Origin of the sequence: Citrobacter freundii complex sp. CFNIH4, from assembly GCF_002934505.1 — a bacterium.
In the GTDB taxonomy this organism is placed as follows: Bacteria; Pseudomonadota; Gammaproteobacteria; order Enterobacterales; family Enterobacteriaceae; genus Citrobacter; species Citrobacter freundii.
Map to the genome: position 1 here is coordinate 24,849 of NZ_CP026233.1, position 25,975 is coordinate 50,823.

Genomic DNA, 25,975 nt, shown 5'->3' on the forward strand with positions numbered 1-25,975 from the left:
TACTTCTTGTCACACATAGCTCTGCTCTTACTGGGTCAATATGGGCAGACGGCCTTTTACGATTGTTCCGCCTGAAATTTTGGCTATGTATTCCAGGTTCGGAAGCATTCCCAATAACTGGGCTGGGAACAGATCAGCTTCCTCCTCCATCAAACGCTCGCCTTGGTTGCCTCCGTGCATAATGGGCTCCTTGCCATCCGAGTTCTGGCCTTGAGTCCGCATGACGTACTTGAGCCGGGTCTTCGGCAGGTTATCCGCGATATACTCCTGGGTTTCACCATCGACGATACGCAGAGCAAACGTGTTGTTGATGTTCCCCAACACCTGGAGCGCTTTGTCTTTGCTACCCAGTCGAGCTGCGAAGTCAGCAAAAGTCTGAGTTGCAACGAAAAGACGAAGTTTCGCACCGCGACCTTTGTTCAGGAGCTGGATGAACGGGTCGTTGATCACCTCGGCAGCCTCATCAACAAAGATATTTACGGGTCTGTTGTTGACGCCGTAGTTGTATCTGTCACCGGCAACCGCTGTCAGGTCTGACAGGAAGATGGACCCCATAGCACTACCAACCATGTTGTCGGTCAGGGAGTCGAGCCCCAGATAAGCAACTTGAGCGTTGTTGATGATTTTTGCGGAATCGGTGATCTGGCGTTCGTCGCTCAGATCAGATGAGTCTGGAGACAGCAGAGGGCCTAGCTCCCCGGACGTCAGCATATTCATGATCGGCAGGAGGTTCGCCACCATCTTGGAGAAGTGGGTTTGGTCGTGCTGGAACATCGACAGCAAGCCTTCCAGGTCAGAGTTCGGGTGCTCAGGTTGGATGATGTCGTAGTAGAACTTCATCAACGCGAAAGCGATCTTCTCACGCGAACCGTTTTTGGCTTTTTCCAAGTAAGCCGCTGCTTCTGCCTCCCAGTCGGGCATAACTCGCTCTGAGTAAGCCTGAACGGCCTTGATGACCAAGCCAGCAGCGCCACCTTCAAGGAATCGGCGGAGCTTTGTCAGGTTGGGACGATCATGAGTGATGACCAAGCCCTGAGCGATGTTGTTCAGTGCCTGCCATCCAAATGATTTGAACGGGTCGGCCCCTGCTTCGGACGGGATCAACGCTGCCAAACGACTTGCGATTTCAGTCACGCGGGTGAAGTTACGCAGAGGGTCGATACGCACCGACTCTTCCGGGAATGCTGGATGAAATGAGACGAATCTTTCCGGCTGCCCCATAGCTTCACAGGCACGTCGGGCATTGTCCCGCATCTCCTTATCCCCTTTCGGGTCTATGATGATCACGGCTTCCCCACGCAGAATGGCCTGTGAAATCAGGATGTCGAACATACGGGTCTTGCCCGAGCCGGTGGTCCCAACGATCAGCGAATGCCCCTCAGTGTGCTTGAGTGGCTGCATCAGCTTCTCTTCTTTGGGCTCTACCCCGTGAATCCAGGGCTGGCCGATTGGCAGCTCCTTTTTCTTACCCTGTATCTTCCGGACAACCTTTTTGACCGTGGACTCTCTCCCTACGATGGAAGTCCAGTCGCGTTTCAGGATCTCAAACACGCGCTGGGCATGGCGGTTTTCCCACAGGAACCCACTACCAAGCCACATATCGTCCGGCGTGTCCTTGATGTACTTTTGGAGCTCCGCAATGGAAATAAACTCCAGATCACGCCCCTTCAAATGCTTTTGGAGCAGGTGAAGTTTGATAGCCTTGGGCAAACGAGCCATCGCCATCACGCCACAGATCCCCGTCATCCAATAGAATGGCTCCGGCGGCATCGTGCTGACTTGCTCTACGGCCAAAGCCGCGCCGGAGGCGGCAAGCCAGCCTGCTACAGCATTTTTTTCATAGTTGGGCCGCCACGGCATCTCGTAGGCGAGCGGGTCATAACTCATTGTCATGTTTCATTTACCTCTAAATACAATTTTCCCTGACGTTTCTTGAGCAAAGGGCGTCTCTGTGCCCGGCTCAGCATCCCGCAGAGGATGTGTTTGCTGATGCCGATGTTTTCACCGGCAATCATGTCGAAGGCTTTGTCACTGGTTACTAAGCAGCCATCCTCTTCCAGGACAGGTGTCACGAGCCATCGGCCCGAGCGTTTTTGGATCATGTCCTTGAGCATCTGGAGTGCTTTCTGAGGCGTAACACCAGACGGCAAGAAATCTTCCGCGTTGATGTCTTTCGGGTTTGTTTTCGCCTTAGGCGGCTCAAACTCCCTAACCTCTGGATCTTCCCTTTCTCGCACCTCGACGTGTCCCAATTCCTTCTCACGCTCAACTTTGGGCTCAGGAGCCACCGGTTGAGCCTCCCGCTTAGGAAGGCGAGCCACGTTCTGTTTTTCTTGGACCGGCTTGCGCTGTTGCTCTTCAACCGGAGAAGTAACATCGACCTTCTTCTCCTTCGGCTGTGGCTGGGAGTCCTTACCTTTCGCCTTTTGTTCAGGCGAGGCTTTACCGGCATTAACCTCAGGCTTCTGCTGCTGCGCCTTTTTTCGGCTTTGTTGTTTCGGTGCAGACTTATTTTTGCTTGCATCCAAGCCAGGGGGAGAGACGAGCTCAAAGGCATCCTGGTATCCACCCATTGACGCCTCGGCATCCTTAATGGCCGCCACGACTGCATCTGAAAGCTGCTCCGCCAGTACAATTGCCTTCACTCCGCTGAAATCACGAACTTTGCGACCTGGCATAATCGGGTCCGGAACAATCGCGTTGGCGTGGGACAGCTTCGAGAGAACCTCTGACGGCGCACCCAGCGACCGAGCGCCATCCGGGTACAAAATGACGGCTTGCCCCTTCATCAGGCATAGGACTTCGCCCAGCGTCGTTTTACCTTCCAAAACAGGCATGATCGCTTGTTCAAGCAACGCCGATGCTTCCCCGTATCCAGACAACATCTCAACGAGCAAGGTCTTTGCGTCCTTCTCATGCTGATTAACGTTGTCCGTATGCGGCATTTCTGGCGTGTGCGTTGGTTGTTCTGGTGCGTCAGTCAGCATAGGGAGCGGCTCAATCGCCCATGATGGCGGTTCATCAGAACCACCGAACATTGGAAAGTCATCGCCCTGCAGGGAGTTTTGTTCTTGTGGAACGAAGTCCTGTTTTGGCTGCTCCTCTTGCTTTCCGGGCATTGCCACATCTGGGATTTCTGAGTTTGTTGCGTCAGTGCTGGTTGTCTCTGCCGATGCGTTGAATGCGTCAAACGGGAAGTCGATGTCCCCCAGTCCACCCCCAACATCCTTGAGTGCTTGTAACGGATTGTCGTTTGCCAAAGGTGGTGCGTTTTTGGCAATGTCCTGAGGGGACAGATCCTCTTTTGCCTCTGGTTTATGGGGTTGTTTCTCCGTATCACTCTTCGGTTTTGCTTTGCCCGGTTTGCTCTGCGGCTTACCCTTCTTGCCAGCGTCAGGCTTAGATGATTCCGTTGGTCCCGCATCTTTTTGCTCTGGCTTCTCCTCGACAGCATCGGAGGTGCTTTTCAGCATCTCCATCGCATCACCAAAGCCAAGGCCAGCTAGAGCTTTCTCTGCTTCCTGCTCTGCGGCCAACATGTCATCGTTCAGAGCTGCTTCACCTTCCTCTTGGTCGTCACCGTCATCGGCTTCCTCAGGATCAACGAACTCAATCTCAGCGTCCTCAACATCACCAACAACTTCCGCAGCAACAGCCGCAGGAGGCTCAGTCGTAAACACCAGGTCGTTTGATTCGAGTCGGAGCATCAAGATCTTCACCGAACCCGCCGCCTCCTGGAGCATCTCAGGCAAAACTTCCCAGTAGCGGTAGTACGCACGTTCACCCTTCTCCTGCACCGTGTTTGGTACAGCAAAACCACGTTCGATGAGAATGTCGGCCAGTGTGTCAGGGTCTCGTGGGATACCGGGGATCTTGTCGTGGCTGATCAAGTCATAAAGGTCCCCAAGCTGTTTCCAGGCAATGAATACACCTTGGTTGAGGTGCCAGACTTTCGCGCCTGGCTCATTGACCTTCCATTTTCCGGTTTTAACCAGGCGGCGGATGGCATCGAACACGTAACGCTCGACGGGCACACCATAGGAGAACTCGTCCACATCGAGACGACTCTGGCGAAGGTCCCGTGAGACGCTCTCTTGGTCAGCGCGAAGCATCAGCTTGGTCACAGGCTGATTGACGCTGGTTCCTGAGATAGCTTCCAGCATCGCTTCCATGATGGACGGGCCAGACTTGGACAGAAACTCCCGAGTCTCAGCCGGAATAATTCGATCCACCGCCAGCAGCGAGAATTGCTCATGTCTTTTGTGTCGCTTGTCGCGCCACCGGATAAAGTAACGGTCGATTTCGTGACGGTGTGCCCAGTCATGAAGTGACTCCGAATACGGGTTCCATGTGATTGACCCGTCTTTGTCCGTAATGGACACATCCGAGAGCGGTTTACCCACATCATGCAGCAGCCCAGAGAAACAGCTCGCCAGTCTCCAACGCGGCTCATTGTCACGGCGTTCCCGAGGCGTCCCCTCGATGGAAAAGATAACTGACTCAGATGCCTGAGCTGCCCAGAAGGCCACTTCAAGCCCATGTCGGAACAGACCACCAGCGCCACGGTGGTGGTGTGATTCGGAAGCTGGCAACAGGTGAACAAACGCGGCATACCGCTGGATCACCGGCAAAACAAGCCGGTTGAAGTCGTCCACAGTGAAACCGAGAGAGTTCCGCACTTTCTCAATCAGTTCAGCTTGGGTTGCCAGTATCTTGTCTAGTGGGGCCACTGGCAGGCCCTTGGCAAAAGGTGGGTATCGAGGGATTTCTTCATCTTCCACGTCTTTAAGCGGCAACACTCTGGCGCTCGGCGCGGTCTCGATCACTCCACTTCGCCCACCAAATAACTTGTTAAGGGCTTTCAGCATGTAGGTTGACCATATTCCTATCGTATTTCTCGTCGCTACATGCTCTCAAAACACCTTTAGATCGCACACACGCCTATCTGTCCAATTTGGGCAGTTTGAGAAACCAGCTTTCCATCCCCCCCCTTTTAGAATGGGCTCATCGACAATTTTTGATGAGGAACGACACGATGAGACAACTGATAGCAATTCTGGGAGTGGCAATTCTGGCCGGGTGTGCCTCTAACGCCCCCGAGCAAAAGCCTCAGCCCCAGACTGCCCCTGCCGAAAATGACAAACCTGCCCGAGTTAGCCGGGAACTGTCGATGGCATGGGACAACATGGGGCGCGGTGGTGCTGCATTACGTCAACCTGGTTATATCCATGTGCTGGGCGACGGTAATGTCAGCGCAACGATGAACAAGGTCAAAGATGACTCCGCTGGTTCAGATAAAACTCCAGCAGGGATCAAGCAGCACGGGGATGTGAACGAAGCCATCAATACCTTCAAGTCCATGAATAAAGGCAAAGGCTACTCGCTGTACGAGTTGTCACGCTGGGAACGCTATTGCGATGGCGGCAAAGGTATGGACGAGCACGATTGGCGCTTTGTGGAAGCCGAGGGGACTACAAACATCCCCAAGGATGTTGTAACCGGCTGCATACCACCTACCCACACCTATCAAGATTATCTGAATGCCTGGACGCACTTTTGCACCAGCCAGGCTGTAACTGACGCAGATCGCCGCATTGTGCGCGAGTCCGTGCGTCCCTATTCAGTGGTGAACCCATGCAAAGCTCTGAAATAAGAAACCAGACAGAGCCAAGCCGTAAGGCTGAGCTCTTCGACGCTTTATCAATCATGCTCCAGGAGGCCGGTTCGAGGGGTAATTCCCGCGAAGCGGCCTATGTCATTTCTGGAGTCCTCGAAAACCTCTCCAGAGACTACCCCGAAGTCAAAGGTCTGGCCCAAAGCTGGGCTGAGCTGGCGAATCTGGAATCAAAGATGAGAGGAGCTGCTTAATGGACCTTTATATCTGCGAGAAGCCTTCTCAGGCCAAAGATTTGGCTGGCGTAATGAAGGCCTCCCAACGAGGTGATGGATTTCTCCATGATGGAGGAAACCGCGTTATTACGTGGGCGTTCGGCCACCTGCTGGAATTGTATATGCCAGACGATTATGACGAACGCTACAAGTCATGGTCACTGGAGACCCTCCCTATTGCACCAGAGTCATGGCGGTACAACGTTCGCAAGAGTGCGTTCAAACAGTACAAAATTGTTGAGGGACTGGTCAAAAAGGCGAGCACCATCTACATCTCAACGGACTACGACCGAGAAGGTGAGGCTATCGCCCGTTCGCTTCTGGATCGATTCCGCTACTCTGGCCCTATTCGCCGGGTTTGTTTGACGGCTCTCGATGAGTCAAGCATCAAGAAAGCGCTGAACAACGTAAAGGATGGCAAGGATACGGTCTCACTCTACTACGCCGCATTGGCACGGCAACGCGCTGACTGGTTGGTAGGCATGAACGTGAGCCGCCTCTACACAGTGCTGGCCCGAGATGTCGGCTTCAACCACACTCTTCACGTTGGCAGGGTTATCACCCCAACCGTCGCTCTTGTTTGTCAACGGGACCGAGAGATCGCCGGTTTCACCCCCTCACCATACTGGACTCTGGGTGTGAACGTGTCCGTACAGAATGGACAGTTTGCCGCCCAATGGATACCACCAGAAGAGTGCAGTGACGAGCAAGGCCGGTGCGTCAATAAGGCCTATGCCGAGCAGGTAGCCTCCCAGGTCAATGGTGCCAATGCTGTTATCAGCAAAGCAGAAACCAAACCAGGTAAAGAGTCAGCCCCCCTCCCCTTCGATCTAACGTCGCTGCAACAATACGCAAGCAAACGATGGGGATACACCGCTCAGCAGGTACTGGATGCAGCTCAAGCTCTGTACGAGACGCACAAAGCGACCACCTACCCTCGTACTGATAGTCGTTATCTACCCGAGAGCCAAAAGGAAGACATTCCGGACATTCTCCAGGCGCTCATTTTGTCCGATCAGAACGTCTCTGGGCTGGTGGCTGGCGCAGATCCTCATCGCAAGGCCAGGGTATTCAATGACGCCAAAGTGACCGCGCACCACGCGATCATTCCAACACCGGCCAGAACAGACATCAGTGCCATGTCTGAGATCGAGTTCAATCTTTACGACGCCATCCGTCGTTTCTACATCGCGCAGTTCTACAGCGAGTTCGAGTTCACCAAAACCTCCATCGAGGTGCAGTGTGGGCGTCACCTCTTTGCGGCCTCTGGTAAGACACCTGCCAAACAAGGCTGGAAGGTTTTGTTTGCTTCTGATAGTGAAAGCAGTCCCAAGGACGAGGGGGAAGACACCGACGCGCCGGTTGAACAAGAGAAGCTCCCCAGGGTTAGCCAGGGCGAACCCGCTTTGCTTAATGGTGCCGAGCTGGCAAACAAAATGACGCGGCCAGCACCGCACTTCACCGAAGCCACATTGCTTGCCGCGATGGAGAACATTGCCCGGTTCGTGACTGAGGAGAAGTTCAAGCAAATTCTCAAAGACACAGCCGGTTTAGGCACTCCAGCAACACGCGCAAGCATCATCCAGGGCGCTGTTGATAAAGGCTACTTCAAACGTCAGAAAAAGGTACTGCTTGCAACTGATAAGGCTCATGCGCTTATCGCAGTGCTTCCACCAGCCATCAAATCACCCGGCATGACTGCGGCTTGGGAGCAGGAGCTTGAGAAAGTCGCCTCCGGCTCCGGGAATATGTCTGTCTTCATGAAGCAGATTTCCACCTGGATCTGCCAAATGGTTGAGCAGCTCAAAGTGGCCGCACCGGTTCTGACCAAAGAAGGTGGCGCGATGGCTAAAGCCTTCGAGGGCGCTAAGCCGCCTTCACACGAATGCTTCAACTGCGGTGGAGAGATGCACCGGATCAAAGGGAAGAACGGATTTTTCTGGGGCTGCCAGAACGAGGCTTGCAAGAAGACGTTCCCAGACAACCGAGGGAAACCCGAGAAGCGTATCGCGGCTGAGGATTGTCCAGACTGCCCAGATTGCGGTAGCCCGATGCGTCTCAGGAAAGGAAAAGCGCCCGGCAAGAAGCGAGCTTCTAAGTTCTGGGGCTGCACCGCCTATCCCGATTGCAAAGGCACTATGCCCTTCAAAAAGTCGGACTTTATGGATTGATAGAGGAATTAAGTATGTTTGGAACAATCATTTTAACTGCGATGCTCACCACCAGCTCAGCCACTGCCGAAGATGCAGGGAAGAACATCGCCTCAGGCTTGGCGGCGGCATCCGCCAGCCAAATGGGGCAGGCCGTAATGCCAACTTTAGCTACCAGCTCGGCCATTGCAAAAAGCGCAGGTAAAGGCATGGTGTCAGGTTTGGCTGCGGCGACTGCCAGCTACATTCCCCAAGACGAGCTGAGCTTTACTCGAAGCTATAAGAACTCTGAGGCTGTGGATATGGCAAAGGGCCTGGGGACATTGAAAGAAGCGCCTGAGTTTCTCTACGTTGTTACAGACGTAAATGCCAACATGGCGGTCAAATGCAAGCGCGTCTGGGAGCCTCAATCTCTGGCTTTAAGTCCAGTGATTGTTGAGCTGGTGGAACTACGTAAGACGAACAACAAAGACAGCTACGAACAAGCACTATCCCACCTCGATTGTTCAATGTTCACAGACTAAAACAATTAAGGGGCCGATGGCCCCTAATTTTTAATAACCCAATTTCTTTTGATACCTGATTTTCCTACCAAGCACAGTTGTCATACACCATTCAATTCACATGGATAGCGAATACTTCAACCGGACAATCTCCAAAGTGCGGGTGCGTTATAACACTCCTTGAGAAGCCACGCCAAGGGCGAATCTCTATCCTGGACATATCTCCAGCCTTTGGGTAGCCACACTTAACATGGACTTCATCATACTCGCGCCCCTCTAGTCTTTTTATCCAGTAGTCTGTAACGAGGCGATATTCATCTGGTTTTTCTCCAGATTTGATCTGATCGAAGTAAATCTTTTTTACGGGCAGATGAAGTATTCTCTTTTTCATAATCACCACCTGATAGCCCATCAGACTATCTAACTATTCGACAAAACATCCCTTTTTCAATTTCTGTCTCTCTCGCCTCATGGGCCAATACAATATCCGCGATAACACGAATATTCCCTTCATAGTTGCGAATGGCCGCATCCCTCATCGTGTCTAAAGTGTCCTGACACTTCGCTCGCCTGAATTTAACGAGCCAACTTTGCCGATCTATCTTGTCCACACCAAATCCCATTTAGCGAACCATGTATCCAGCTTTTTTGGCCGCAGCATCAAGCTCGGAGGAGAAGTTAACGTCGGACTTTTCTGCCGCGTTATAGAGGGCTCCACACTTGGGCCATGAGCGTCCTACCAGTTTCATCGCCAACGCATCCGCCAGCATTTCTCGGATCTGTGTTTCAGCCTCACCAAAATCGGCCAGAGTTTCGTCTATGCCCGACTCTTCCATCAGCTCGATGAGCTGTGGTTGTTTGAGCCAGACGCCTGTTTGCATTTCCAACTGATCTCTTGCATCGGCCACCAATTGGCGTTCAAGGGTTACGCCATTCACGGTCTTAACAAATTGCTTTGGCTGACGCTTTACCTTTTTTGGCCTGGACACATCAGAGATAACCGTCACCGGCTTCCCACGCAGTTCACGCGGCAACGGTCCACTTAGCCCCAGAACTAAGCGACGAGCGTACTCATGCTCGTATGGTTTCAACCCTCGACCTTCACGGTACATTTCAGTATCCACCAGCAGATCACCGCGCAGCCTCGCATTTTTCCGCACTTGTTCGGACAAGACCGATTTACCCTTCCCGCTGGCTCCCATTACGAGCGAGTGAGATTCTACTTTGTTATCAAAAAACATAATTCCGCCCCCAAGGAGGTGTTGCTATAAAACATGGTTTGAACATCCGTATTTTCACGGCAATAACCGCCGGATAATGCAAGACTCCCAAACCTAAATAGGTCTCCAGGTGATGACATCGAAGTCATAGCTGACTTCCGAGTTGTCGTCCGCCGTTCGCCACGAACAATCATCTTCCTGAACATGGATCAAGTCGTACTCAACAATTTTGCCCGACCAACATCCTTTAAGCTGGCAATGAACAGGCACACCGACGACCGGCATCTTGTCGTTGACGCTGATCCACGGTTCTTGCTTTTGATCCAGATCCACCGGTTAGTCCTCTATGAACGATTTAATGGATCGCCCATCAAAAAACAGTTTCCCAGTTCCTGATACCGAATGTACTTCTGGAGCTGCCTTCCCTTTCAGGAGTTTCTGATAGCGCACCGCGTCTTTGAGCTCAGAGATCCTGACGCCAATGAGTGTGGCCGTCTCCTCAACTGTTAAAATACGGTCCCAAAAGCTGGTGGCGCTGTTATTGCGCCCACCGATACTCTGGGCAACGCACTCTGTTCTGGCCGCTTTTCCCTTTGCCATTGGCAATGTCCTCTTCATTCTTCTCAGCCCCCAGCTTACTCAGTATTTCAGCTTTTGTAGCGCGATGGCCGCGCATTAAAAGAGCATTCAGCAGGTATCCAGTGAACACCTCTGTACTCGGCATACGGTCAAGCAACTCAACATACTGCTCATCCGTCAAATCATGGATCTCACAATATTTTTCCACCGCCTTTTCGTAGGCTTCTGCGTAGCCATGAGTGGAAATCCTGAAAGCAATATCCCCATTGCCGTAGCCTGGCTTTGTGACGAGAAAACAAGGCGCGAAGTAGGTTCTCTTCACCCCCATCCGGCTCCGGTTCTCAATGCTGATATAAGCCCTCAGCCCCTCAGCAATGATGTTTGGCCCGGAGTTGCGTCGCCGCTTACAAGTCTTATTCTGACGCTTCACCTCTTCTGCCTCAGCTTCCCACTTTCGGTCCAAGCTGTAGGCCAGCCGGTGAGCTGTTGCGTAGGAATACTCTCTCAAGGAGAAGTATTCCTGCCGGTAATCATCCGCCACCCCAACTGTTCGTGCGACACGGAACCCGACGAAACCGGCGTCATGGGTTCCCTCGCCGTAGTAAATGACTGCCATTATCTACCTTCCTTACTTCTGATACCGTGCTGCACCACGGTATGGCGACCGCAATTCACATTCAGGTGATCCCGAACTGCGGCCATGACCGCTGAATGCAATCTGTAATCCACACTCTGCCCAAGCGTTTCTGTCGCTTGTTCTTTTGCCATCCACGAAACATCAAAGCTATCAGGTATCGACATCAACTCCTGAACCAGATCGACCGATGGCTTGTAAATGCGGCCACCGTCTTGGATGTACACTGCATCCTTTACCCCACGATCCTGAGACTTGAGGATGGTCGGGCAACTGGTGCTTTCTCTCGTCAAGAACGCAGGCATCCTGCGAGAAGTTGACTCTCTGGCCTGAATTGACTTCAACACTGTGACGTCAGCACAATCCCCGAGGTGCTTCTCGATCACCGGCCACAATCGTCCACCAGCTCTCTGCTCAGGTTTCGGTGGAACGAACCCAGGGAAGACCGACGCCACCATGTAATAGCGTTCTCGCCCCTGGTAAGCGCCGAAATCCAGACCGTTCAAGACCATCTCAGTGAGGAAGTACCCCATCCGCCGCAGTGTCGTTCCCATCATCGCCCCGGCTCCGGATGCTTTGAAGTTCGGGACGTTTTCCACCAGCACGACGGCAGGGTTCACGACCTCGATCTGTTTTAGTGCCGGGTAAACCATGTCGAGCATGGTGGAGAGATCCTCAAGAGAACGCTCTTTGTCCCTTGGACTTTTGGCGTTTGAGTGGTCATCACACCCCAACGAGTAATGGGCCAAACCAATTGGTGGGCACTCCGCCAGCAAGGCTCCAAGGCGATCCAGCTCCAGGTGATGAATGTCTTCATTCAGCAGGATACGCGGGGAGCTGTTCACCAGCGTATTGAGCGCATGTACTTCACTCAGGTTCCGCCCGGATGCTCTGTCTCTGGCTTCAACTGGACGATGCTCCAAAACAATCTCAGCCTTCCAGCCAAGCGCTTCCATAACATGAATGTCTACCCCGCCAGTCAATGCCACAAAGGCACGGAAAGGGCTGGTTTTTCTGAACCGATCCGCAATGGCAAAGGCTCTGTTTGCGACAGGAGTGAAGACTACTCGGCCTTTTCGCATTTCGACGTGGAAACGCTCTGTATAGCGAGGGAAGCACTTATCTATGAGCCCTTGTCCAGAAAACTCAATAACGGTTTCCAGCGGGTTGTTGGAGCGACTCTTTGGTTGATACCGGCGCTGATAAACCTGGTGTGTCTGTAGTTCATCGGTCGCTGGGATCACCGAAAAACCGCCCATCCCCTCCCCTGGCTCAACGGCGATGCCCATACCTGGCTTGAACCCCATAACATCCAAAAAGTTGGACGAAACCCTAACCTTGCGTTTATCGCCTACTCGATTGAACGCAAGTTGTTTGGTTACTACGGAGGGGGAGACGATCGGTAACATTGGTCAACCTCTTTTCTTCTTGTTTTGCTCGCGCTTCACCATTGCTCCAGCAGCTTTCAGAAGTCTCTGGTTCTCCGCCAGCTCCTCTTGGAGTTCCTGAGTATCCTCTTCTGTCTGAGGCTTTTTCAGCTCGGCCTCGCAATATTGGACCTCTTCCTGCAAGCTGACTTTCGCAAACTTGAGAGCGGCCAGTCGCGTCGTATAAACGCCAAAAGGCAATTCGCCACCTTCCCGGAACTGCTTCAAACACCAGCTCGGTATAGATGGCAACCAACCAAAGTCCCCATTCTTCCGTGACCTTTTCCCCCACGTAATCCCATCTAACTTTTGGGCAAGATTGACATAGCGTTGATCGCTGGTTGAGTTGCGTCGTTTCTGAATAGAGCGAACTATCCACTCTGTAACCTCGACCTTTGCTTTATCATCATCAGAGATGTAATAAAGGGCTGCGTACAACACAGCGCCTTTACGAATGACTGATGGTGGGTATGCCTGGGCTTTCATCTATCCCCCTATCGCTTTTTCTGTCCGACAAGACGGAGATGATCGGCGGCCAAGTCATACTGCTCGTTTTTGTCGCGGCGGCGGAATCTGTCAAAAAACTTCCCTCGTGGCAGGGTTTCTTCCATAGCGATCAGGCGGTTCAGCCACACTTCTTGAGGTAGCATCCCTGCTGGAGTCGGCCCGAGCTTACGTCCTTCCTTGACGTGCTCCATTGTTTGCGTGGCAGTAAAAATCGCACCACCAAACTTTCTCCACTTGAATTGCAGGGGCATATCTGGAGACTCATCCAGCATCAATTTCTTATTGGTTTGTTCTGTCACGACAATTACTCCACCATCCATTCTTCACTAAGCAGGAACGCCCAGCGCTCTTCTGCTTTTTCTGGGTTGTCTTTGGCCTGTTTGATCATGATCTCGGCGGCGTTAAAGCCTACCTCTCCACTGAACCGGCCCCATGAATGGCTATGCCACTCGCGCATCACACTTCGGCCAAGCGATGCAAGTTCTGGACTTACACCCTCATGGAGGGCATAGAGCTCCCAAGCATCCCACCCGTATCGTAATAGGTTGTGCCCTGGGGCGTTAAAGGCCTGAGCAGCCTTGAACCGCTCTCCAGGCTCCTTCCCTCTAACATCCACACCCTGGAGCACCAACCCCATTACCACTTCAATGACCGGCTCGCGTTGCTTCTTTGCCAGCTCGATGGCAGCCACCAGCATTGCTTTGGCGTCAGCAAATTTCCCATGCCCTTGGCACATACCGCAGGTTTCTTTGGAAGGGGAAAAGTCATAAACACCGGAACCAGCACAGAGGCGGCATGTCATGTCAATCATGGGCTCTTCTCTCCTCATACTCTTCGATGCGCTCTTTCAGACGCTGAACCACTGGTGCGAGCTCAGGGATAGCTTCCGCTTCCTCAAGCGTGTATCGCTTGTCTTCCTGGTAATCGACTATTTGAGGAGGCCTTGGCTGTTTAGGGAACTCAGCAAAGTCATTCAGCGACATCGAGGTAGGAAGTCCTCCTTCAATCTCACCTTTTTCGTTGAGTGACTGGGTGACGATAAGCTGTGTTCCGCCCACCTCGGTATCAAAGCGGTCATCAAAGCGCTCACCGATAGTCCAGCCGCCACGGCCAAGAACACAGGTCGTACTCATACGTAGGCGATTGAATGCTTTAGCGTCATCCCAGTTCAAAGGATTTTCATCCATGAGGAAAAAAGGCGCTTCGTCCCGAACGAACACCTTGGACTTGGCGTTATCGAAGATCGGCCCAAACACCCCCTGCTGGAGGTATGGTTCGACCTTCTCTGCAAGATCCTGGTGCCCTTGAGAACGCAGCGCCTCATAGAGCTGGGTGATTGTTTGTTTGCCGGTGCCCGGAAGGCAGGACAATACTGTCTGCTTTTCCTCGTCACTCAGGCTTACCATTCTGGACAAAAAGCTGACTACCAGCTCGTTGTGCCCATCGACCGTTTCAATGTTGAGCTTGTTCTCGTCCATCTTCTTCCTCAGTAATCGGTTCGATAAATTCAATGGAGTCCATGCTTACATGACTGATAATGGCTTTCAGGCCGCAGCAGTCGCATGGTTCAAAGGTCAGTTCTGATCCCTTGGGAGACTGATGCGTGACCGTTGCCACAGCCCCTAGAGGGATCACCCCCCAGCCGTTTTTTAGTACCCGAGTAGTTCTGACCAGCCGACCTTTGTACTCTCGTTTCAGTTTCGGATGCGGCACTACCGCATATCGCTTACTCATTTCGGTCCCCTTGTACCAAAGGCTCGACAACCAGCTCTTGAGCTTCGTCCCAGTCGGACACCTTTGCATCACCAAACGCAAAGGCAATTCGCATAGCCACTGTCGGCCTGCCTATTTTCATCAAGTAAGCCGCAGCACCGGCACACATCGACTCTTGTCCCGAAGGTGCATAGTTACCCTCTTCATCCCATTCACCACCTGACTTTGAATGCACGGTCTTGTGGCAATGAAACGTCGTCATGTCGTTTTCAACGATGTCGTTGATGATGCCTTCTAATCGCCCAGGGACCAGCTCGATAGCGCCCTCCTTCCGGAATGGACAGTTGGCGCAAGGTTTCTTCAAACGGAGATGATTTGCTTGCTTTGGCATACATATCACTTTTACAGTATCATTTTATGATTCTATGATATAGCCATATTCCGTGTAGTCAATATCTCACTAACAATTACTTTCTATCGGACGCTTACGCGCCCATTTTGGGCAGATAGACAAGTTATTTGGGCGTTTGGAGTGTGCGAGGTGGACAGCGGGGAGACTTTCACATGTGAAAGTTTTGTTTCTTGGTATCGTTTTATTGTCCCTTGATATTATTTTATGATGCTGTAATAATCATAAATAAGGGCCGCATCGCTCTTCGACCTTCGTTGCAGCCCTTACAACACAATCAAGCAATTAAGGAGCTTTGTTATGCTGCAAGGCAATACTAACACGAATAAGCGCATCCCGCTCGCGGCGTTCATGAAATGGCCGCTGGCGAAACGTCAGGACTTCATCGACCGGGAAATGTCCGGTTGCCCCGACTTTATCAAGACGTCTTTGCTTCGGCATTAAGGCGATCAGGCAGGAAAGCAAAGAACCTCGCTTCGGCGGGGTTCTTCGTTTCTACCTCTTGAATGTTTCGTCAGAACAAACTGGAGCGCTTATGTCACCAGAAACACAGCAACTTACATCCAAGGCTTTATCTCTCATCGAGCAGTCCCGATACAGAATGGGCACATCTCGGTTTGTTGAGGCCTTTATTGACCAGTGGGCATACTTGCAGACTGGCCTATACCCAGCCAAGGAGGAGATCCCGGAAGAACTTCAGCCGGTCGCCTTCGAGCTCTCTCACGTCCTGTCTGCCGCCATTAAGCGCGACCCCACCAGCGATGTTTTGGGTTACGTCCTAAGCATGTCTGGCTTCCACAAGAAGGGCACCAATTACTTCCCCACTCCTCCAGAGATTGGCCGCTTGATGTCACTCATTGTTGGCTCACAGTCTTCGGCAGACTTTTATGAGCCCTGCTGTGGTTCTGGCATCAACGCCATTCACTGGATGGAAAACCTGATCGAGAACCACGGTCCCGAAGCATTGAGAGAAGCCTCAATCTACCTGGAAGACATCGATCCGTTGATGGTGAAGTGCTGCATGATCCAGCTATTCCATTATTTCGAGTCCCGCAATACCACTCCCAAAACGCTGAGTATCGTCGGCATAGACACCCTTAGCAGACGAACCAAGAACATCGCCTACTACGCCGAAAAACCTCCAGCAACCGCCGCTACCGTGGCAGCATAAAAAAACCCGCCGATTGGCGGGTTTTGCATTCAATGCGCTGCTCTATGGCACCTTACAGTTTTCCGTACCGGTTCAAGAACGAAGACCTGTCTAAGATCCCCCAGTCTGTCAGCATGTAGTAGCCGGTGGCACCTCGTTCGCCGGTAGACTCCCTGACGAACAAGATATTCATTCCGAACTCATCACGCAGGGCAGACAACTGTCTCTTGATCGTTGATTCAGGAATATTTGTTGCCTTGTGAAGGTCTTGGAGACTTGGCTTCTCCGTTTTAGACAGGGCATTCACCAAAGCAAATTTTCTTTTCATGTCCTGTGAGATCTTCATATTCACCTGTTCTTGACAGGCCCAACCTCTCTGGCTGGGCCTCCTTTATTAGCCTTCGACACTCAGGAGTTCAATGTCTGACACAGGCACATGAACATGCTTTTCCTTGCCTTCGCCATCGAGCGTTTTAACCCAGACAGTAGACGGAACCAGAGCAACACGGTCGGTCATGATGACTCCACGTTTGGTCTCGCCATCCAGGTTAACGTTGACAGCAAAAATCAAACTGTCAGCCCGGACGTTCTTCCATTCCTTGTCCTTCGGCAGAGGAGGAAGAGCATCACCGCCTTCTTCATCTTTGTCCTTGCCGCTGTTATCTGGCTGCTTGACAGGATCTTTGTGCTCACCCTCTTCATCACGCAAAGGGTCTTCGTCATCATCGTCCTGACCATTGGAATTTTTACCCCCTTCCAGTTCCTCCTGGGCAAGGTTCAGGTCGTCATTCCCGGTTTGTTCCGACGTACCATCCCCACCCGAGTTGAGGGATTGCTCGTCGGTGTTGCCAGCGCCAAGCTCATCATTCTGGTGGGAGCCAGTCAGTGGGCCTTTTTCCATTTCGTCTTTGATACGTTTGGCATCATTCAGCAGCTCACGGCTTTGTTTACGAGTAATCCCGTCAGACATAGCCACCGCGCAGACGGCGCGACATCTTTCTTCATTCAGATCGAACAAGAGACGAAGGTTATTCAAGGTCTCTGTATCAGAACATACTTCATTATCGTATAACTCACGCACACAGTCAGGTAGCTTGAGCAACGACAGATGCGTAGATACGAAAGTGATATTCTTACCGAGCCGATCAGCAATATCCTTTTGCTTCCAACCTTCTTCAATAAACAGGTTTAACGCCTCGGCAATCTCTACCGGAGTCAAGTCATCCCGCTGGATGTTTTCGATCAGCTCACCAGCAGTCTCGTCCAAGTTGTTCTGGACCTTATCATTCACCACCAAGTCAATGGTCTCGATACCAGCGTGTTTACACGCTCTCCAACGCCGCTCCCCTTTTTGGATGACGAACTTGCCTTCTTCGTTCTTCGGGAACACGATGATCGGAGACTGCTGCCCTTCGGTCAGCAAGGTTGCCGCCAGCTCTTCAATGTTACGGAAGCGCTTACGAACCTGGACCTTGGATACAACGTCGTCAACAGGTACGGTAAGAACCTCTTTGCCTTTCTTGCCTTTGGCGGCTTTAGCAAGTTCGGACAGGCCTTTTAAATTGTTCAATGCCATCGCTTAGCCCACCTTCTCTAATAGTTCTTCCAACACCGCCTCAACTTCTTTGGCCGCGACATGTCCATAGCGAAGCTCCCAGACAGGGATGCCATCAGTCGTCGCCGTATCGAGCGGAGGCCGGTGCATAATTTTGTTCTCAAACAACAGATCCGGAACTGTGTTCTCCAGCGACTTGAGGGCTTTGTCGTGATTGACAGAGCGGTCCATGTCGTTGATCACGATGCCCAGGATCTCCAAATCTTGGTTGTACGCCTCGCGCACACCAATAATCGTGTTCAGGAGACCTTCTACGCCGTCCACAGCGAAGCCAGAGAGCTTTACTGGACATGCCACATGGGTAGACATCACCAACGCTGCCACCAGCTTTCTGCCGAGGCTAGGCGGACAATCAATCAGCACGTAGTCGTAGTTCTCAAACAGCTCAGCCAAATGGCGAGCCGGATTCATGGCCTGGTCAAGAGGCACAGCCTCCATCTCAAACAGATCCGGGTCGTTTTTCGGCGTATGAATGAGGTCTGCACCGCAAGGGCAGTGCATGACCTCAATGCCGTCCAGCTCGTAAGCGAACAGCTCTGCGGTTTTGGTTCCTGTGAGGATGGGCTCGTAGTCACCATCCTCAAGCTCTCGTCTGGGGGCCAGTCGAGAGGACGTGTTCCCCTGACCATCCATATCCAAGACCAGCACTTTCTTTTTCTTCTGTAACGCCAGATAAAAGGCCTGCTGGATACAGAGGGTACTCTTACCCACTCCGCCTTTCTGGTTGGCGAAGCTGATTACTTTTGCCATACCCACCTCTATTTTGGTTTCTCGCAGGTGATCAAGACCACCCCCAAACTTTCACATGTGAAAGATTGTAGCGATCATAAAATGATACTGCAATATCTAATTATGGTTCTGTTAAAACAAACTTTAAACAAAAAAACGGCCATGAAGGCCGCTTATTGACAAGGTTTGTGCTGTCAGCGCAATTGATTTGCTGCTCCAAGCCCATTCGCCAATAACTGCATCGCATCGTTGAACAGCGCGGAGCCCCGTTCCGGTGTGAGCAATTCCGGCATATCTTCTCGCGGCCAAGTACCGGCTACTTGAATGAGCAAACTGGCAGCCCAGTGGATCTGCTTTTCTTCACTTTCATCGGCCAGAGTGCATACGACGGGGAAACCGTACTTACGCCCCCAGCGACTCACCTCTTTGAACGATACCAGCTCAGGCTTTTGCAAATCCCGGCTGTAGGCCTCAGCTATCATGTGGTTCAGTTCTTTAGCGTCCATTTATCCCCCTTAACTGTTTTTTCAAATTCTTCCTCAAACATCGTTTTTAATGTGTTTCGTATTTCTTCATCCTGGATGTCATTGACATCAAAGCTGGTAGAGACAGCCTCACTTCCAATACCACAGAGAACGTAACCCCGGCCATCAGGACCAATTTTAAGAGGCACAACGGGAAGTGGTGTATTGGGACACACTCCAGCAATGCCCGGAGAAATAATTGGCCCCCCGCGAGGAATAACCCAGTTACCGATAAACCCCCAATCAATTTGCGTCGAGATGGCATCAGGCTGGTATTGCTCACCCCAAAAGTTGATTGCTGCCTGCTGATGCTGTTTACCGGCATAGTAGATATATCCGGCCACAATAAGCACGGAGAGGACAAACATAATTGCCAATTGGCGCAAGACTCTTGCAATAAAACTTAAACTCATAGGTATTGTTCTCTTAATTCAACGCTCCCCCGCCCACTGTTGCTATGGCTGGGTTAATCCAAAATCCATCAAAGCCGGCGAACATTTCCGCCTGGGTACGAATGTACTCAAGAATGATGTCACAGGCGATCCAGCGCCGGTTATTCCTTTCTGCGGCCAACCCGCTCTTATTCGACCCACTGAACGGATCAACAACAAGGTCGCCCTCTTCCGTCAGAAAGCGGATAGCCATCTCAGGTATGTCTGTTGGGAACATTGCCGGGTGCGGTGGCAACCCCAGTTCTCTAGCGATTCTCCGAAGCTCCAGCGTATCCGCACAACGGTGGCCGCGCTGGATAACGTTTTTCGGTATCCGTCCTTCTGTGACATTAGAGAATGCGTTCCCTCTCAGTCGATATGCCCCGTCACCATAACTGACCACTCGGTTATCCCCCCCTTGAGCCATCAGCTTCTGATGTTTCTCTGTATGAGGGATCAGGACCCTTCTGTTGTCAGAACGCACCCTGTCAGGGTCGTTGGTGAACCAATAAACAGGCTCCCACCCGGCACACAACTGGTAACGGTTCACACAAGCCCAGTGGGTTGGACTTGGTGGTTTTGACAGGTTGATCCACGGCCATCTATCCATGAGAGACAGCCCGAGCCGATCATGGAGCGCCAGCACCATTCTTTCAACATAGAGAGATCTGGAGGGGCTCTTGGCCTCGAAGATGTCATTGCTGACATTCAGGACAACGCTTCCTCCTGGCACCAGGTTCTTGACTATCGGTTCGAGCGCCTGGGTTATGAAATCCACCCATTTGGCTTCATCAACGTTTCCATAGCCACGCTGTATTCGGAGCGGAAACGGCGGAGATGTCACACACAGATGCACCGGCTCATCGAGGTCAGAGAAAAAGCTCTTGTTGTTTGACCACACCGCCAGCCCAAGATTTGTTGAATAGGCGACAAGTCGAATGCCACCAAGCGCTTCATGCAGGCCCTTCTTGGTTTTGCTTGAGAGCTCCCAGACACCCCGCTCGCCGTCCACCTTCTGGAGAAGGTTCATCGACTTGAGGGTTTGCTGATACCTGCATATTCCGGCCGATCATGAACACCGATTCCGGTTCAACGTGAACACCATTTCCGGACCAATGTGAACGCTCATTCCGGCTCAACCTGAACACTTTGCCCCTCCTTTCCGGAAACAGTGTTCAACATCCCGGAATCACTGTTCACATTCACCAGAATCATCCTTAACGCATTGATTTAAAAACCTTTGATACGCTCTCCCTTTTGCCAGGGAAGAGCCTATGTCTGCCAAGAGGATTGCAATGCGTAAAATTCGTGAAGTGCTGCGACTGCGGCTGGAAGCTGACCTCTCTGTTCGCCAAATCAGTATCTGTACCAAGGTCAGTGTCGGCTCCATCCAGAAACTCCTCAAAAGTGCCCAGGCGCTGGGCCTTACCTGGCCCTTACCTACCGAGCTTGATGATGGCCGACTGGCTGCCCTGTTCTATCCGCAGGCCGATACCACCATCTCGGCCCGCCATGTTGTGCCGGATTGGCCCTCTGTCCATCAGGAGCTCAAGCGCAAGGGGGTCTCCAAACAGCTGCTCTGGGAGGAGTACACCCAGCGCTATCCCAATAGCTGTTACAGCTACTCCCAGTTCTGTGACCGTTACAAGTCCTGGTGTCAGTTGCAAAAGCGCTCCATGCGCCAGATCCACAAGGCGGGGGAAAAGCTCTTTATCGACTACTGCGGGCCCACGGTGCCCATCGTGTCGCCGACTACGGGTGAGGTCCGTCAGGCACAAGTCTTTGTCGCCGTGCTCGGTGCGTCCAACTACACCTTTGCCGAGGCCACCTGGTCACAGTCACTGCCGGACTGGCTGCAAAGCCATGTCCGTGCCTTTGAGTTTTTCGGCGGGACACCGGCACTGCTGATCCCCGACAACCTCAAGAGCGGTGTCAGCAAGGCTTGCCGATACGATCCCGAGCTCAACCCCAGCTACCAGCAGTTGGCCGAGCACTATCAGGTGGCGGTGATGCCAGCTCGTCCTTACAAGCCCAAGGACAAGGCCAAGGCGGAGGTGGGTGTGCAGATCGTCGAGCGCTGGATCCTGGCCCGTCTACGCCATCAGACCTTCTTCTCGCTTGCCGAACTCAACCAGTGCATCCGTGCCTTGCTGAACGAACTCAACGAGCGTCCGTTCAAGCAACTGCCCGGTAACCGACGTGACGCATTTGAGCAGTTGGACCGCCCGGCACTGGGACCACTGCCGGTGCATCCCTATCGCTATGTCGCCATCAAAACGGTCAAGGTCAACATCGACTATCACGTCAGCTATGAGCAGCACCATTACTCGGTGCCACACCAGTATGTGGGTCAGCAACTGGAGCTCCATGCAGGCGACACACTGCTTCAGGTCTATCACCAGCAACAGCTGGTCGCGAGCCATCCACGTAAAACCATCCCGGGGATGAGCACGCTCCCTGAGCACATGCCGGAACGTCACAGCAAGCAGCAACGCTGGACCCCAGGGCGTCTTAAACAGTGGGCTGCTGACATCGGACCGAGCACCTTGTGCTGGGTTAGCGAACGGTTGGAAGAGAAAGCCCATGCCGAGCAGGCATACCGACTCTGCCTGGGGCTGCTGAGTCTTAGCCGGGAGTATCCGCCATCACGGGTTGAAGCCTGTTGCCAGTTGGCCAACCGGGAAGGTCTGGTGCGACTCAAACAGCTCAAGTCGGTGCTGACCAGTGGCCGCGACCAACTGCCCGCAAGCCCGCTGAGCTACCCAGAGTTACCGCAAGAGCACGAGAACATCCGTGGCCCCCAGAGCTTCCACTAAAGAGGATACGCCCCATGACCCAACAAACCCTGACCCGCCTGAGAAACCTGAAACTGACCGGCATGGCGGATGCCGTGCAACAACAACTGGAACATGCGAGTACCTACGAAGGGCTGCCCTTCATCGAGCGGCTAAGCCTGCTGGTCGAACACGAACAACTGAGCCGGGAGCAGCGTAAGCAAACTCGGCTGGTCAAGCAGGCAAGGCTCAAACTCCAGGCCACGGTGCAGGAGCTGGACTACCAGTCAGCACGCAACCTGGAGCGGTCACAGGTAGCAAACCTGGCCCAAGGAGAGTGGCTGCGCCGGGGCCAGAACCTGCTCATTACCGGCCCCTGTGGCTGTGGAAAAACCTACCTGGCTTGTGCGCTGGGCTACCAAGCCTGTCAGCAAGGGCATAGCACTCGTTACTACCGGCTGCCACGTCTGCTGCTTGAGCTGAGCCAGGCCAAGGTAGATGGCAGTTACGCCAGACTGTTGGGTCAACTGGCAAGGATAGAGCTGCTGATCCTGGATGACTGGGGACTGGAAGCGGTGAGTGCCGAACAGCGCAACGCACTGCTGGAGATCATGGATGATCGGTATGGGAAATACTCGACGATAGTGGTCAGTCAGCTGCCAACTGAAGAGTGGTACGCGAGCTTGGGTGACAACACCCTGGCAGATGCGATCCTGGACCGGCTGATGCACAACGCTCACCGGCTGTCACTGAAGGGAGAATCGATGAGGAAGAGGAGAAGTGAGTTGACCCAATCTGAACAGTCGAGTTAGAAACGAGATGACGTGAGCGCGTTAAGGATCAGGGTGTTCACGTTGGCCGGAATGGCTGTTCAACTTCGCCGGAATACGCAATACCAGCGTATCTGTCTTTTCAGCTTGCTCCGCTTGATCTTTGCCTTGCCAATTTCACTTTGTTCATTCAGAGCGCTTTTCGGGATTCCAGCGAGCTCTGCCACTGAATCGTAGAGCTCCTCATTCGATAGCGGCTTATCGGCCTTGGCATACGCCTCTTGGACATGAAAAAGTTCTAGCTGGCTACTCATCATGCCCCTCCGTACCCTGGAAGATGTCATTGAGCACAGAGGTCGCCTCGGCGCTCTTTACATCATGCTCGGTGTAGAAAGGCCACCAGGTTAATCCGCCACCTTCAAACCATGAGCAGCGGAACTGGATTGTCTGATCAGGAAGGACTTTGAACTCGACATGCTGGGGTTTGTCATAACGGCACATTGCACCAAGGTCTAGGCCAAACTTTTCTTTAACCCATGTGGATGACATCGACCCCTGACTCAAACCTTGGCTGTTAACCCAATAGACCCGGTTGACAGCACCAGCAATACCGATGAATAGGAAAGCCAGTATTGCCCCGGCCTTCAACCATACAAAAACACTTCTCACAATTATCCTTCCTGCTTTACAAATGGGCCTCTGCCATCGAGAGGCTTTGAAAAAATAGCCCCCGGCTCAGACATCGCCGCCTCGACCTCGTACTTGTTAAAAGTCTCCGTCCACCAGCTATTCATCTGGTAAATCGTGATATTCAGAATTGAAGCAGCCTTGCTCTTACTTGTGGCCGCAACGACAGTTCTGAACTGCCCCTCGACCCCATAAGTGATCCCGCCATAAACCTTCAACTTCGCCACTATCGTTTTCTCCACCCAAATATGTCTCTCACGTCCCGCACACAGAAGAACCAACTTACCCTTGGCAGGAACGCATCGACTAACACACCTAAGGCGATAACAAACAATGGCACCATCAGGATGAAGCCCAAACGTGCAACGGTCCCATATATACCTGCACAGATGAGCAAGGCTGCGATGACAGAGCAAACTAGCTGATGCTGACGCCTCAGCCTGGCTAGTTCAGACGATTTCTTGTCACTGTTCATCATCGAGCTCCGCGAGCTGAACACTGACACTGGCTGCCGCTGGAGGGGAAAACTGTACTGTCAGTCCGGATTCAAGCCTGATAGAGGAAACCACCAGCGTATCTGGTCCGGATGACGCCGGTACGACCGCAACAATGGTTCCCCCTTCCAGTAACTGGATGGCATCCTCAACAGTACAGCGCCCCATTACTGATTACCCGCCAAATCCAGCTCTTGCTGGTCTTCATTGGACTCGTCAGTTTTGGGCTCCAGCTCCGCCAGCTTGGCTTTCAGCTCCTGAAACGCATCAACATCTTCCCGGCTCAGGGTAAGGGTGAACGTTTCACCGTCATCGTTCGGCTTGATGTTGTCCAGACGACTGGTAATAGAGCTCACGCCTCGGTGCATGGCTTCAACCACCTTTTTGCCCAGGCGGGGACCTTTCTCGACAGACTTTTTGGTCAGTTTTTTCGGGGCCTTCTTGCCGTCATTGCCATTGGCCTGTTCTTCCTGCGCCTTTTTCAGGATCTCAACAGCGTTGGTGCCGTGCTCGTTGTAGAGCTCCTGAGCGTAGGTGGCAGCCACAGAGCCTTCCTGAATCATCCGTTTCAGTTCCAGAGGCATCTCCAGAAGGGCACGGGCGATACGAACGTGCTCAGCCGAGCGGCCAACACGTTGGGCAATCATCTGGTCGCTCCACCCCCAGTTTGCAAGCCGAGCGTAGATCACGGCTCGCTCAAGTGGAGAAAGAGGGAGCCCATCGTTGCTGGTGGCGATCAGAAGGCTCTGTTCGGCTTCATCGCCCTTGTGCTCTACGACCTGCACGAACTGGATGTCGGCACCTTCCTCGATAGCAAGCAGGATGGCGCGGCGACGGCGATGACCTTCACGGACATACACCTTTCCGTCGATAACTTTGACGATGATCGGCGGAACATAGTCGCCACGCTTGTAAGCATCGGCCAGCACTCGAATACCAGCTTTGATGTCCGGGCGCTCGTAGTAGTTCTCGCAGAAAGCGCCACGGGTGTTAAACCCTTCTTCCTCCAGCAGAAGCTGAGGAGAGATAGTGAATCCATCCCCTTTTTTCAGTTCTTCGGGGGCGGTTACGCCTTTGAGAGCGCGGAGTGAGTTGATAACAGCCATTCGTTGGTTCTCCTTGTGACTTGCTCACTTTATAGCATCACTTTTTGATACTGTAAACAGGGCGGCATAAAAAACCCGGCGCTTTACAGTACCGGGTTCTCTCTTCCTTCTCACCACTAACTTGCTTTGACTTTGAGCAACCTCAGCGCCAGCATGGCCCATTGCAGATATGCTTCCAGTCGTTGCTGGTACTCTTTCCCTGGTGGGCGTTGACCTTCCTTGTGGGCGATCGTCCTCTCGATACCGGCGAGGCTCTTTCTCAGCTCCAGGTTCCTGCGTATTCCCACCATTCTCTGTCTTGCTGACTCAAGAGACAGACTCCCAAGTCCAAAGAGGGGCAGTTGTCTGTAGTCCTGTGTTCCCAAGTTAATTTGGTTCCACGCCATTGCTGCTTGCCACGGTCGTTTCTGGATTTGCTGGATCGCCTTCCCACAACCCAGGCAGACCATATTCCAGCGCACAGGAGGACCTATAACCTTCTGCATTTGCGCCCGGCCATGACAACTATCGCAGGCTGCCACAGGAACGCTGAGCGGGTCGTGGTGCCCATAGGCTACTGTTTCAGTCTGGCTGTAGTGTTCATCTGATTTGAGCTCCGCCAAGAGCTTCTCACGCTTCTCTTTTGCGTATTCGAGGGTTAAGCCTTTTCTGATTTGTTCCATGT

The 25,975-nt window shown here is 52.6% G+C and carries 32 protein-coding genes; 8 read left to right on the forward strand and 24 right to left on the reverse strand.

Annotation, left to right across the window (positions count from 1 at the left end; translation table 11 throughout):
- Positions 1-27: 27 nt before the first annotated feature.
- Positions 28-1,893, reverse strand: a complete 1,866-nt coding sequence (gene traD / locus C2U41_RS26385; protein ID WP_000178856.1) for a conjugative transfer system coupling protein TraD — start codon at positions 1,891-1,893, stop codon at positions 28-30.
- Positions 1,890-4,868 (reverse strand): MobH family relaxase, encoded by a 2,979-nt coding sequence (gene mobH, locus C2U41_RS26390; RefSeq protein ID WP_001337757.1) that lies wholly within the window; start codon positions 4,866-4,868, stop codon positions 1,890-1,892. The genes traD and mobH overlap by 4 nt, the downstream gene beginning before the upstream one ends.
- A 167-nt stretch (positions 4,869-5,035) precedes the next feature.
- Here mobH and C2U41_RS26395 point away from each other — a divergent pair, with 167 nt between their 5' ends.
- The 4 genes from C2U41_RS26395 to C2U41_RS26410 are packed head-to-tail and all read left to right on the forward strand — an operon-like array spanning position 5,036 to position 8,563.
- A complete protein-coding gene (locus C2U41_RS26395; protein WP_001249396.1) occupies positions 5,036-5,653 on the forward strand; it encodes a hypothetical protein in 618 nt (205 codons plus the stop codon).
- A complete protein-coding gene (locus tag C2U41_RS26400; RefSeq protein WP_001191892.1) occupies positions 5,635-5,868 on the forward strand; it encodes a hypothetical protein in 234 nt (77 codons plus the stop codon). The genes C2U41_RS26395 and C2U41_RS26400 overlap by 19 nt, the downstream gene beginning before the upstream one ends.
- Positions 5,868-8,060: a DNA topoisomerase III gene (locus C2U41_RS26405; RefSeq protein WP_000366821.1), complete on the forward strand. Its 2,193-nt coding sequence runs from the start codon at positions 5,868-5,870 to the stop codon at positions 8,058-8,060. Before C2U41_RS26400 ends, C2U41_RS26405 begins: the two co-directional genes overlap by 1 nt.
- Positions 8,061-8,074: 14 nt before the next feature.
- The gene (locus C2U41_RS26410) at positions 8,075-8,563 is read left to right on the forward strand and encodes a hypothetical protein (protein ID WP_000468105.1); all 489 of its coding nucleotides are present in this window, start codon (positions 8,075-8,077) and stop codon (positions 8,561-8,563) included.
- Positions 8,564-8,654: 91 nt separating this feature from the next.
- Here the strand turns inward: C2U41_RS26410 and C2U41_RS26415 are convergent, their stop codons facing one another.
- The 11 genes from C2U41_RS26415 to C2U41_RS26470 all read right to left on the reverse strand — a co-directional run bounded on the left by C2U41_RS26415 (position 8,655) and on the right by C2U41_RS26470 (position 15,013).
- Entirely contained in the window at positions 8,655-8,933 is a 279-nt protein-coding gene (locus C2U41_RS26415; RefSeq protein ID WP_014386427.1) for a hypothetical protein, read from the reverse strand.
- Positions 8,934-9,165: 232 nt separating this feature from the next.
- Positions 9,166-9,783 (reverse strand): hypothetical protein, encoded by a 618-nt coding sequence (locus tag C2U41_RS26425; RefSeq protein ID WP_000464631.1) that lies wholly within the window; start codon positions 9,781-9,783, stop codon positions 9,166-9,168.
- A gap of 93 nt (positions 9,784-9,876) precedes the next feature.
- Positions 9,877-10,095 (reverse strand): hypothetical protein, encoded by a 219-nt coding sequence (locus tag C2U41_RS26430; protein WP_000362482.1) that lies wholly within the window; start codon positions 10,093-10,095, stop codon positions 9,877-9,879.
- A gap of 205 nt (positions 10,096-10,300) precedes the next feature.
- Positions 10,301-10,957 carry a hypothetical protein gene (locus C2U41_RS26435; RefSeq protein WP_000268551.1) on the reverse strand — a complete coding sequence of 219 codons (657 nt, stop codon included), beginning with the start codon at positions 10,955-10,957 and terminating at the stop codon, positions 10,301-10,303.
- Positions 10,957-12,384 (reverse strand): DNA cytosine methyltransferase, encoded by a 1,428-nt coding sequence (locus C2U41_RS26440; protein WP_000936896.1) that lies wholly within the window; start codon positions 12,382-12,384, stop codon positions 10,957-10,959. The genes C2U41_RS26435 and C2U41_RS26440 overlap by 1 nt, the downstream gene beginning before the upstream one ends.
- Before the next feature lie 3 nt (positions 12,385-12,387).
- Positions 12,388-12,888: a hypothetical protein gene (locus C2U41_RS26445; RefSeq protein ID WP_000647189.1), complete on the reverse strand. Its 501-nt coding sequence runs from the start codon at positions 12,886-12,888 to the stop codon at positions 12,388-12,390.
- 8 nt (positions 12,889-12,896) lie between these two features.
- On the reverse strand, positions 12,897-13,208 hold the full coding sequence (locus C2U41_RS26450; protein WP_002210541.1) for a hypothetical protein: 312 nt from the start codon (positions 13,206-13,208) through the stop codon (positions 12,897-12,899).
- A gap of 5 nt (positions 13,209-13,213) precedes the next feature.
- Positions 13,214-13,720: a hypothetical protein gene (locus C2U41_RS26455; protein ID WP_000566600.1), complete on the reverse strand. Its 507-nt coding sequence runs from the start codon at positions 13,718-13,720 to the stop codon at positions 13,214-13,216.
- Positions 13,713-14,387 (reverse strand): thymidylate kinase, encoded by a 675-nt coding sequence (locus tag C2U41_RS26460; protein WP_000344151.1) that lies wholly within the window; start codon positions 14,385-14,387, stop codon positions 13,713-13,715. Before C2U41_RS26460 ends, C2U41_RS26455 begins: the two co-directional genes overlap by 8 nt.
- A complete protein-coding gene (locus C2U41_RS26465) occupies positions 14,362-14,643 on the reverse strand; it encodes a hypothetical protein (protein WP_000044824.1) in 282 nt (93 codons plus the stop codon). Before C2U41_RS26465 ends, C2U41_RS26460 begins: the two co-directional genes overlap by 26 nt.
- Complete coding sequence (locus C2U41_RS26470; RefSeq protein WP_001125905.1) at positions 14,636-15,013, reverse strand: hypothetical protein; 378 nt, start codon at positions 15,011-15,013, stop codon at positions 14,636-14,638. The genes C2U41_RS26465 and C2U41_RS26470 overlap by 8 nt, the downstream gene beginning before the upstream one ends.
- 318 nt (positions 15,014-15,331) lie before the next feature.
- Between C2U41_RS26470 and C2U41_RS29560 the strand changes: the two genes are divergently transcribed.
- Complete coding sequence (locus C2U41_RS29560) at positions 15,332-15,475, forward strand: hypothetical protein (RefSeq protein ID WP_000939033.1); 144 nt, start codon at positions 15,332-15,334, stop codon at positions 15,473-15,475.
- Positions 15,476-15,566: 91 nt separating this feature from the next.
- Entirely contained in the window at positions 15,567-16,202 is a 636-nt protein-coding gene (locus C2U41_RS26475) for an N-6 DNA methylase (RefSeq protein ID WP_000074431.1), read from the forward strand.
- A gap of 52 nt (positions 16,203-16,254) precedes the next feature.
- Here the strand turns inward: C2U41_RS26475 and C2U41_RS26480 are convergent, their stop codons facing one another.
- The 6 genes from C2U41_RS26480 to C2U41_RS26505 form a co-directional block, all read right to left on the reverse strand.
- Positions 16,255-16,527 (reverse strand): helix-turn-helix domain-containing protein, encoded by a 273-nt coding sequence (locus C2U41_RS26480; protein WP_000703827.1) that lies wholly within the window; start codon positions 16,525-16,527, stop codon positions 16,255-16,257.
- Between the two features lie 48 nt (positions 16,528-16,575).
- The gene (locus C2U41_RS26485; RefSeq protein WP_001207227.1) at positions 16,576-17,757 is read right to left on the reverse strand and encodes a ParB/RepB/Spo0J family partition protein; all 1,182 of its coding nucleotides are present in this window, start codon (positions 17,755-17,757) and stop codon (positions 16,576-16,578) included.
- A gap of 3 nt (positions 17,758-17,760) precedes the next feature.
- Positions 17,761-18,546, reverse strand: a complete 786-nt coding sequence (locus C2U41_RS26490) for a ParA family protein (protein ID WP_001151304.1) — start codon at positions 18,544-18,546, stop codon at positions 17,761-17,763.
- Between the two features lie 173 nt (positions 18,547-18,719).
- On the reverse strand, positions 18,720-19,031 hold the full coding sequence (locus C2U41_RS26495) for a hypothetical protein (RefSeq protein ID WP_000338945.1): 312 nt from the start codon (positions 19,029-19,031) through the stop codon (positions 18,720-18,722).
- Positions 19,013-19,462, reverse strand: a complete 450-nt coding sequence (locus C2U41_RS26500; protein WP_000058870.1) for a hypothetical protein — start codon at positions 19,460-19,462, stop codon at positions 19,013-19,015. The genes C2U41_RS26495 and C2U41_RS26500 overlap by 19 nt, the downstream gene beginning before the upstream one ends.
- Before the next feature lie 13 nt (positions 19,463-19,475).
- Complete coding sequence (locus C2U41_RS26505; RefSeq protein WP_103849463.1) at positions 19,476-20,510, reverse strand: DNA-methyltransferase; 1,035 nt, start codon at positions 20,508-20,510, stop codon at positions 19,476-19,478.
- A 244-nt stretch (positions 20,511-20,754) separates the two neighbouring features.
- On the opposite strand from C2U41_RS26505, the gene istA reads away from it, so the two are divergent.
- Both istA and istB read left to right on the forward strand, forming a co-directional pair.
- Entirely contained in the window at positions 20,755-22,296 is a 1,542-nt protein-coding gene (gene istA, locus C2U41_RS26510) for an IS21-like element ISAs29 family transposase (RefSeq protein ID WP_001274811.1), read from the forward strand.
- 14 nt (positions 22,297-22,310) lie between these two features.
- Positions 22,311-23,066, forward strand: a complete 756-nt coding sequence (istB, locus tag C2U41_RS26515; protein ID WP_000194038.1) for an IS21-like element ISAs29 family helper ATPase IstB — start codon at positions 22,311-22,313, stop codon at positions 23,064-23,066.
- Positions 23,067-23,330: 264 nt separating this feature from the next.
- On the opposite strand, the gene C2U41_RS26525 is transcribed toward istB, so the two are convergent.
- The 5 genes from C2U41_RS26525 to C2U41_RS26550 form a co-directional block, all read right to left on the reverse strand.
- Complete coding sequence (locus C2U41_RS26525; RefSeq protein WP_001258027.1) at positions 23,331-23,693, reverse strand: hypothetical protein; 363 nt, start codon at positions 23,691-23,693, stop codon at positions 23,331-23,333.
- Between the two features lie 2 nt (positions 23,694-23,695).
- Positions 23,696-23,938 carry a hypothetical protein gene (locus tag C2U41_RS26530; RefSeq protein ID WP_001096362.1) on the reverse strand — a complete coding sequence of 81 codons (243 nt, stop codon included), beginning with the start codon at positions 23,936-23,938 and terminating at the stop codon, positions 23,696-23,698.
- A gap of 237 nt (positions 23,939-24,175) precedes the next feature.
- On the reverse strand, positions 24,176-24,373 hold the full coding sequence (locus C2U41_RS26540) for a hypothetical protein (protein ID WP_000532167.1): 198 nt from the start codon (positions 24,371-24,373) through the stop codon (positions 24,176-24,178).
- Positions 24,373-25,311 carry a ParB/RepB/Spo0J family partition protein gene (locus C2U41_RS26545; protein ID WP_000268395.1) on the reverse strand — a complete coding sequence of 313 codons (939 nt, stop codon included), beginning with the start codon at positions 25,309-25,311 and terminating at the stop codon, positions 24,373-24,375. The genes C2U41_RS26540 and C2U41_RS26545 overlap by 1 nt, the downstream gene beginning before the upstream one ends.
- Positions 25,312-25,427: 116 nt before the next feature.
- Positions 25,428-25,973 (reverse strand): hypothetical protein, encoded by a 546-nt coding sequence (locus tag C2U41_RS26550; protein WP_000435224.1) that lies wholly within the window; start codon positions 25,971-25,973, stop codon positions 25,428-25,430.
- Between the last annotated feature and the right edge of the window lie 2 nt (positions 25,974-25,975).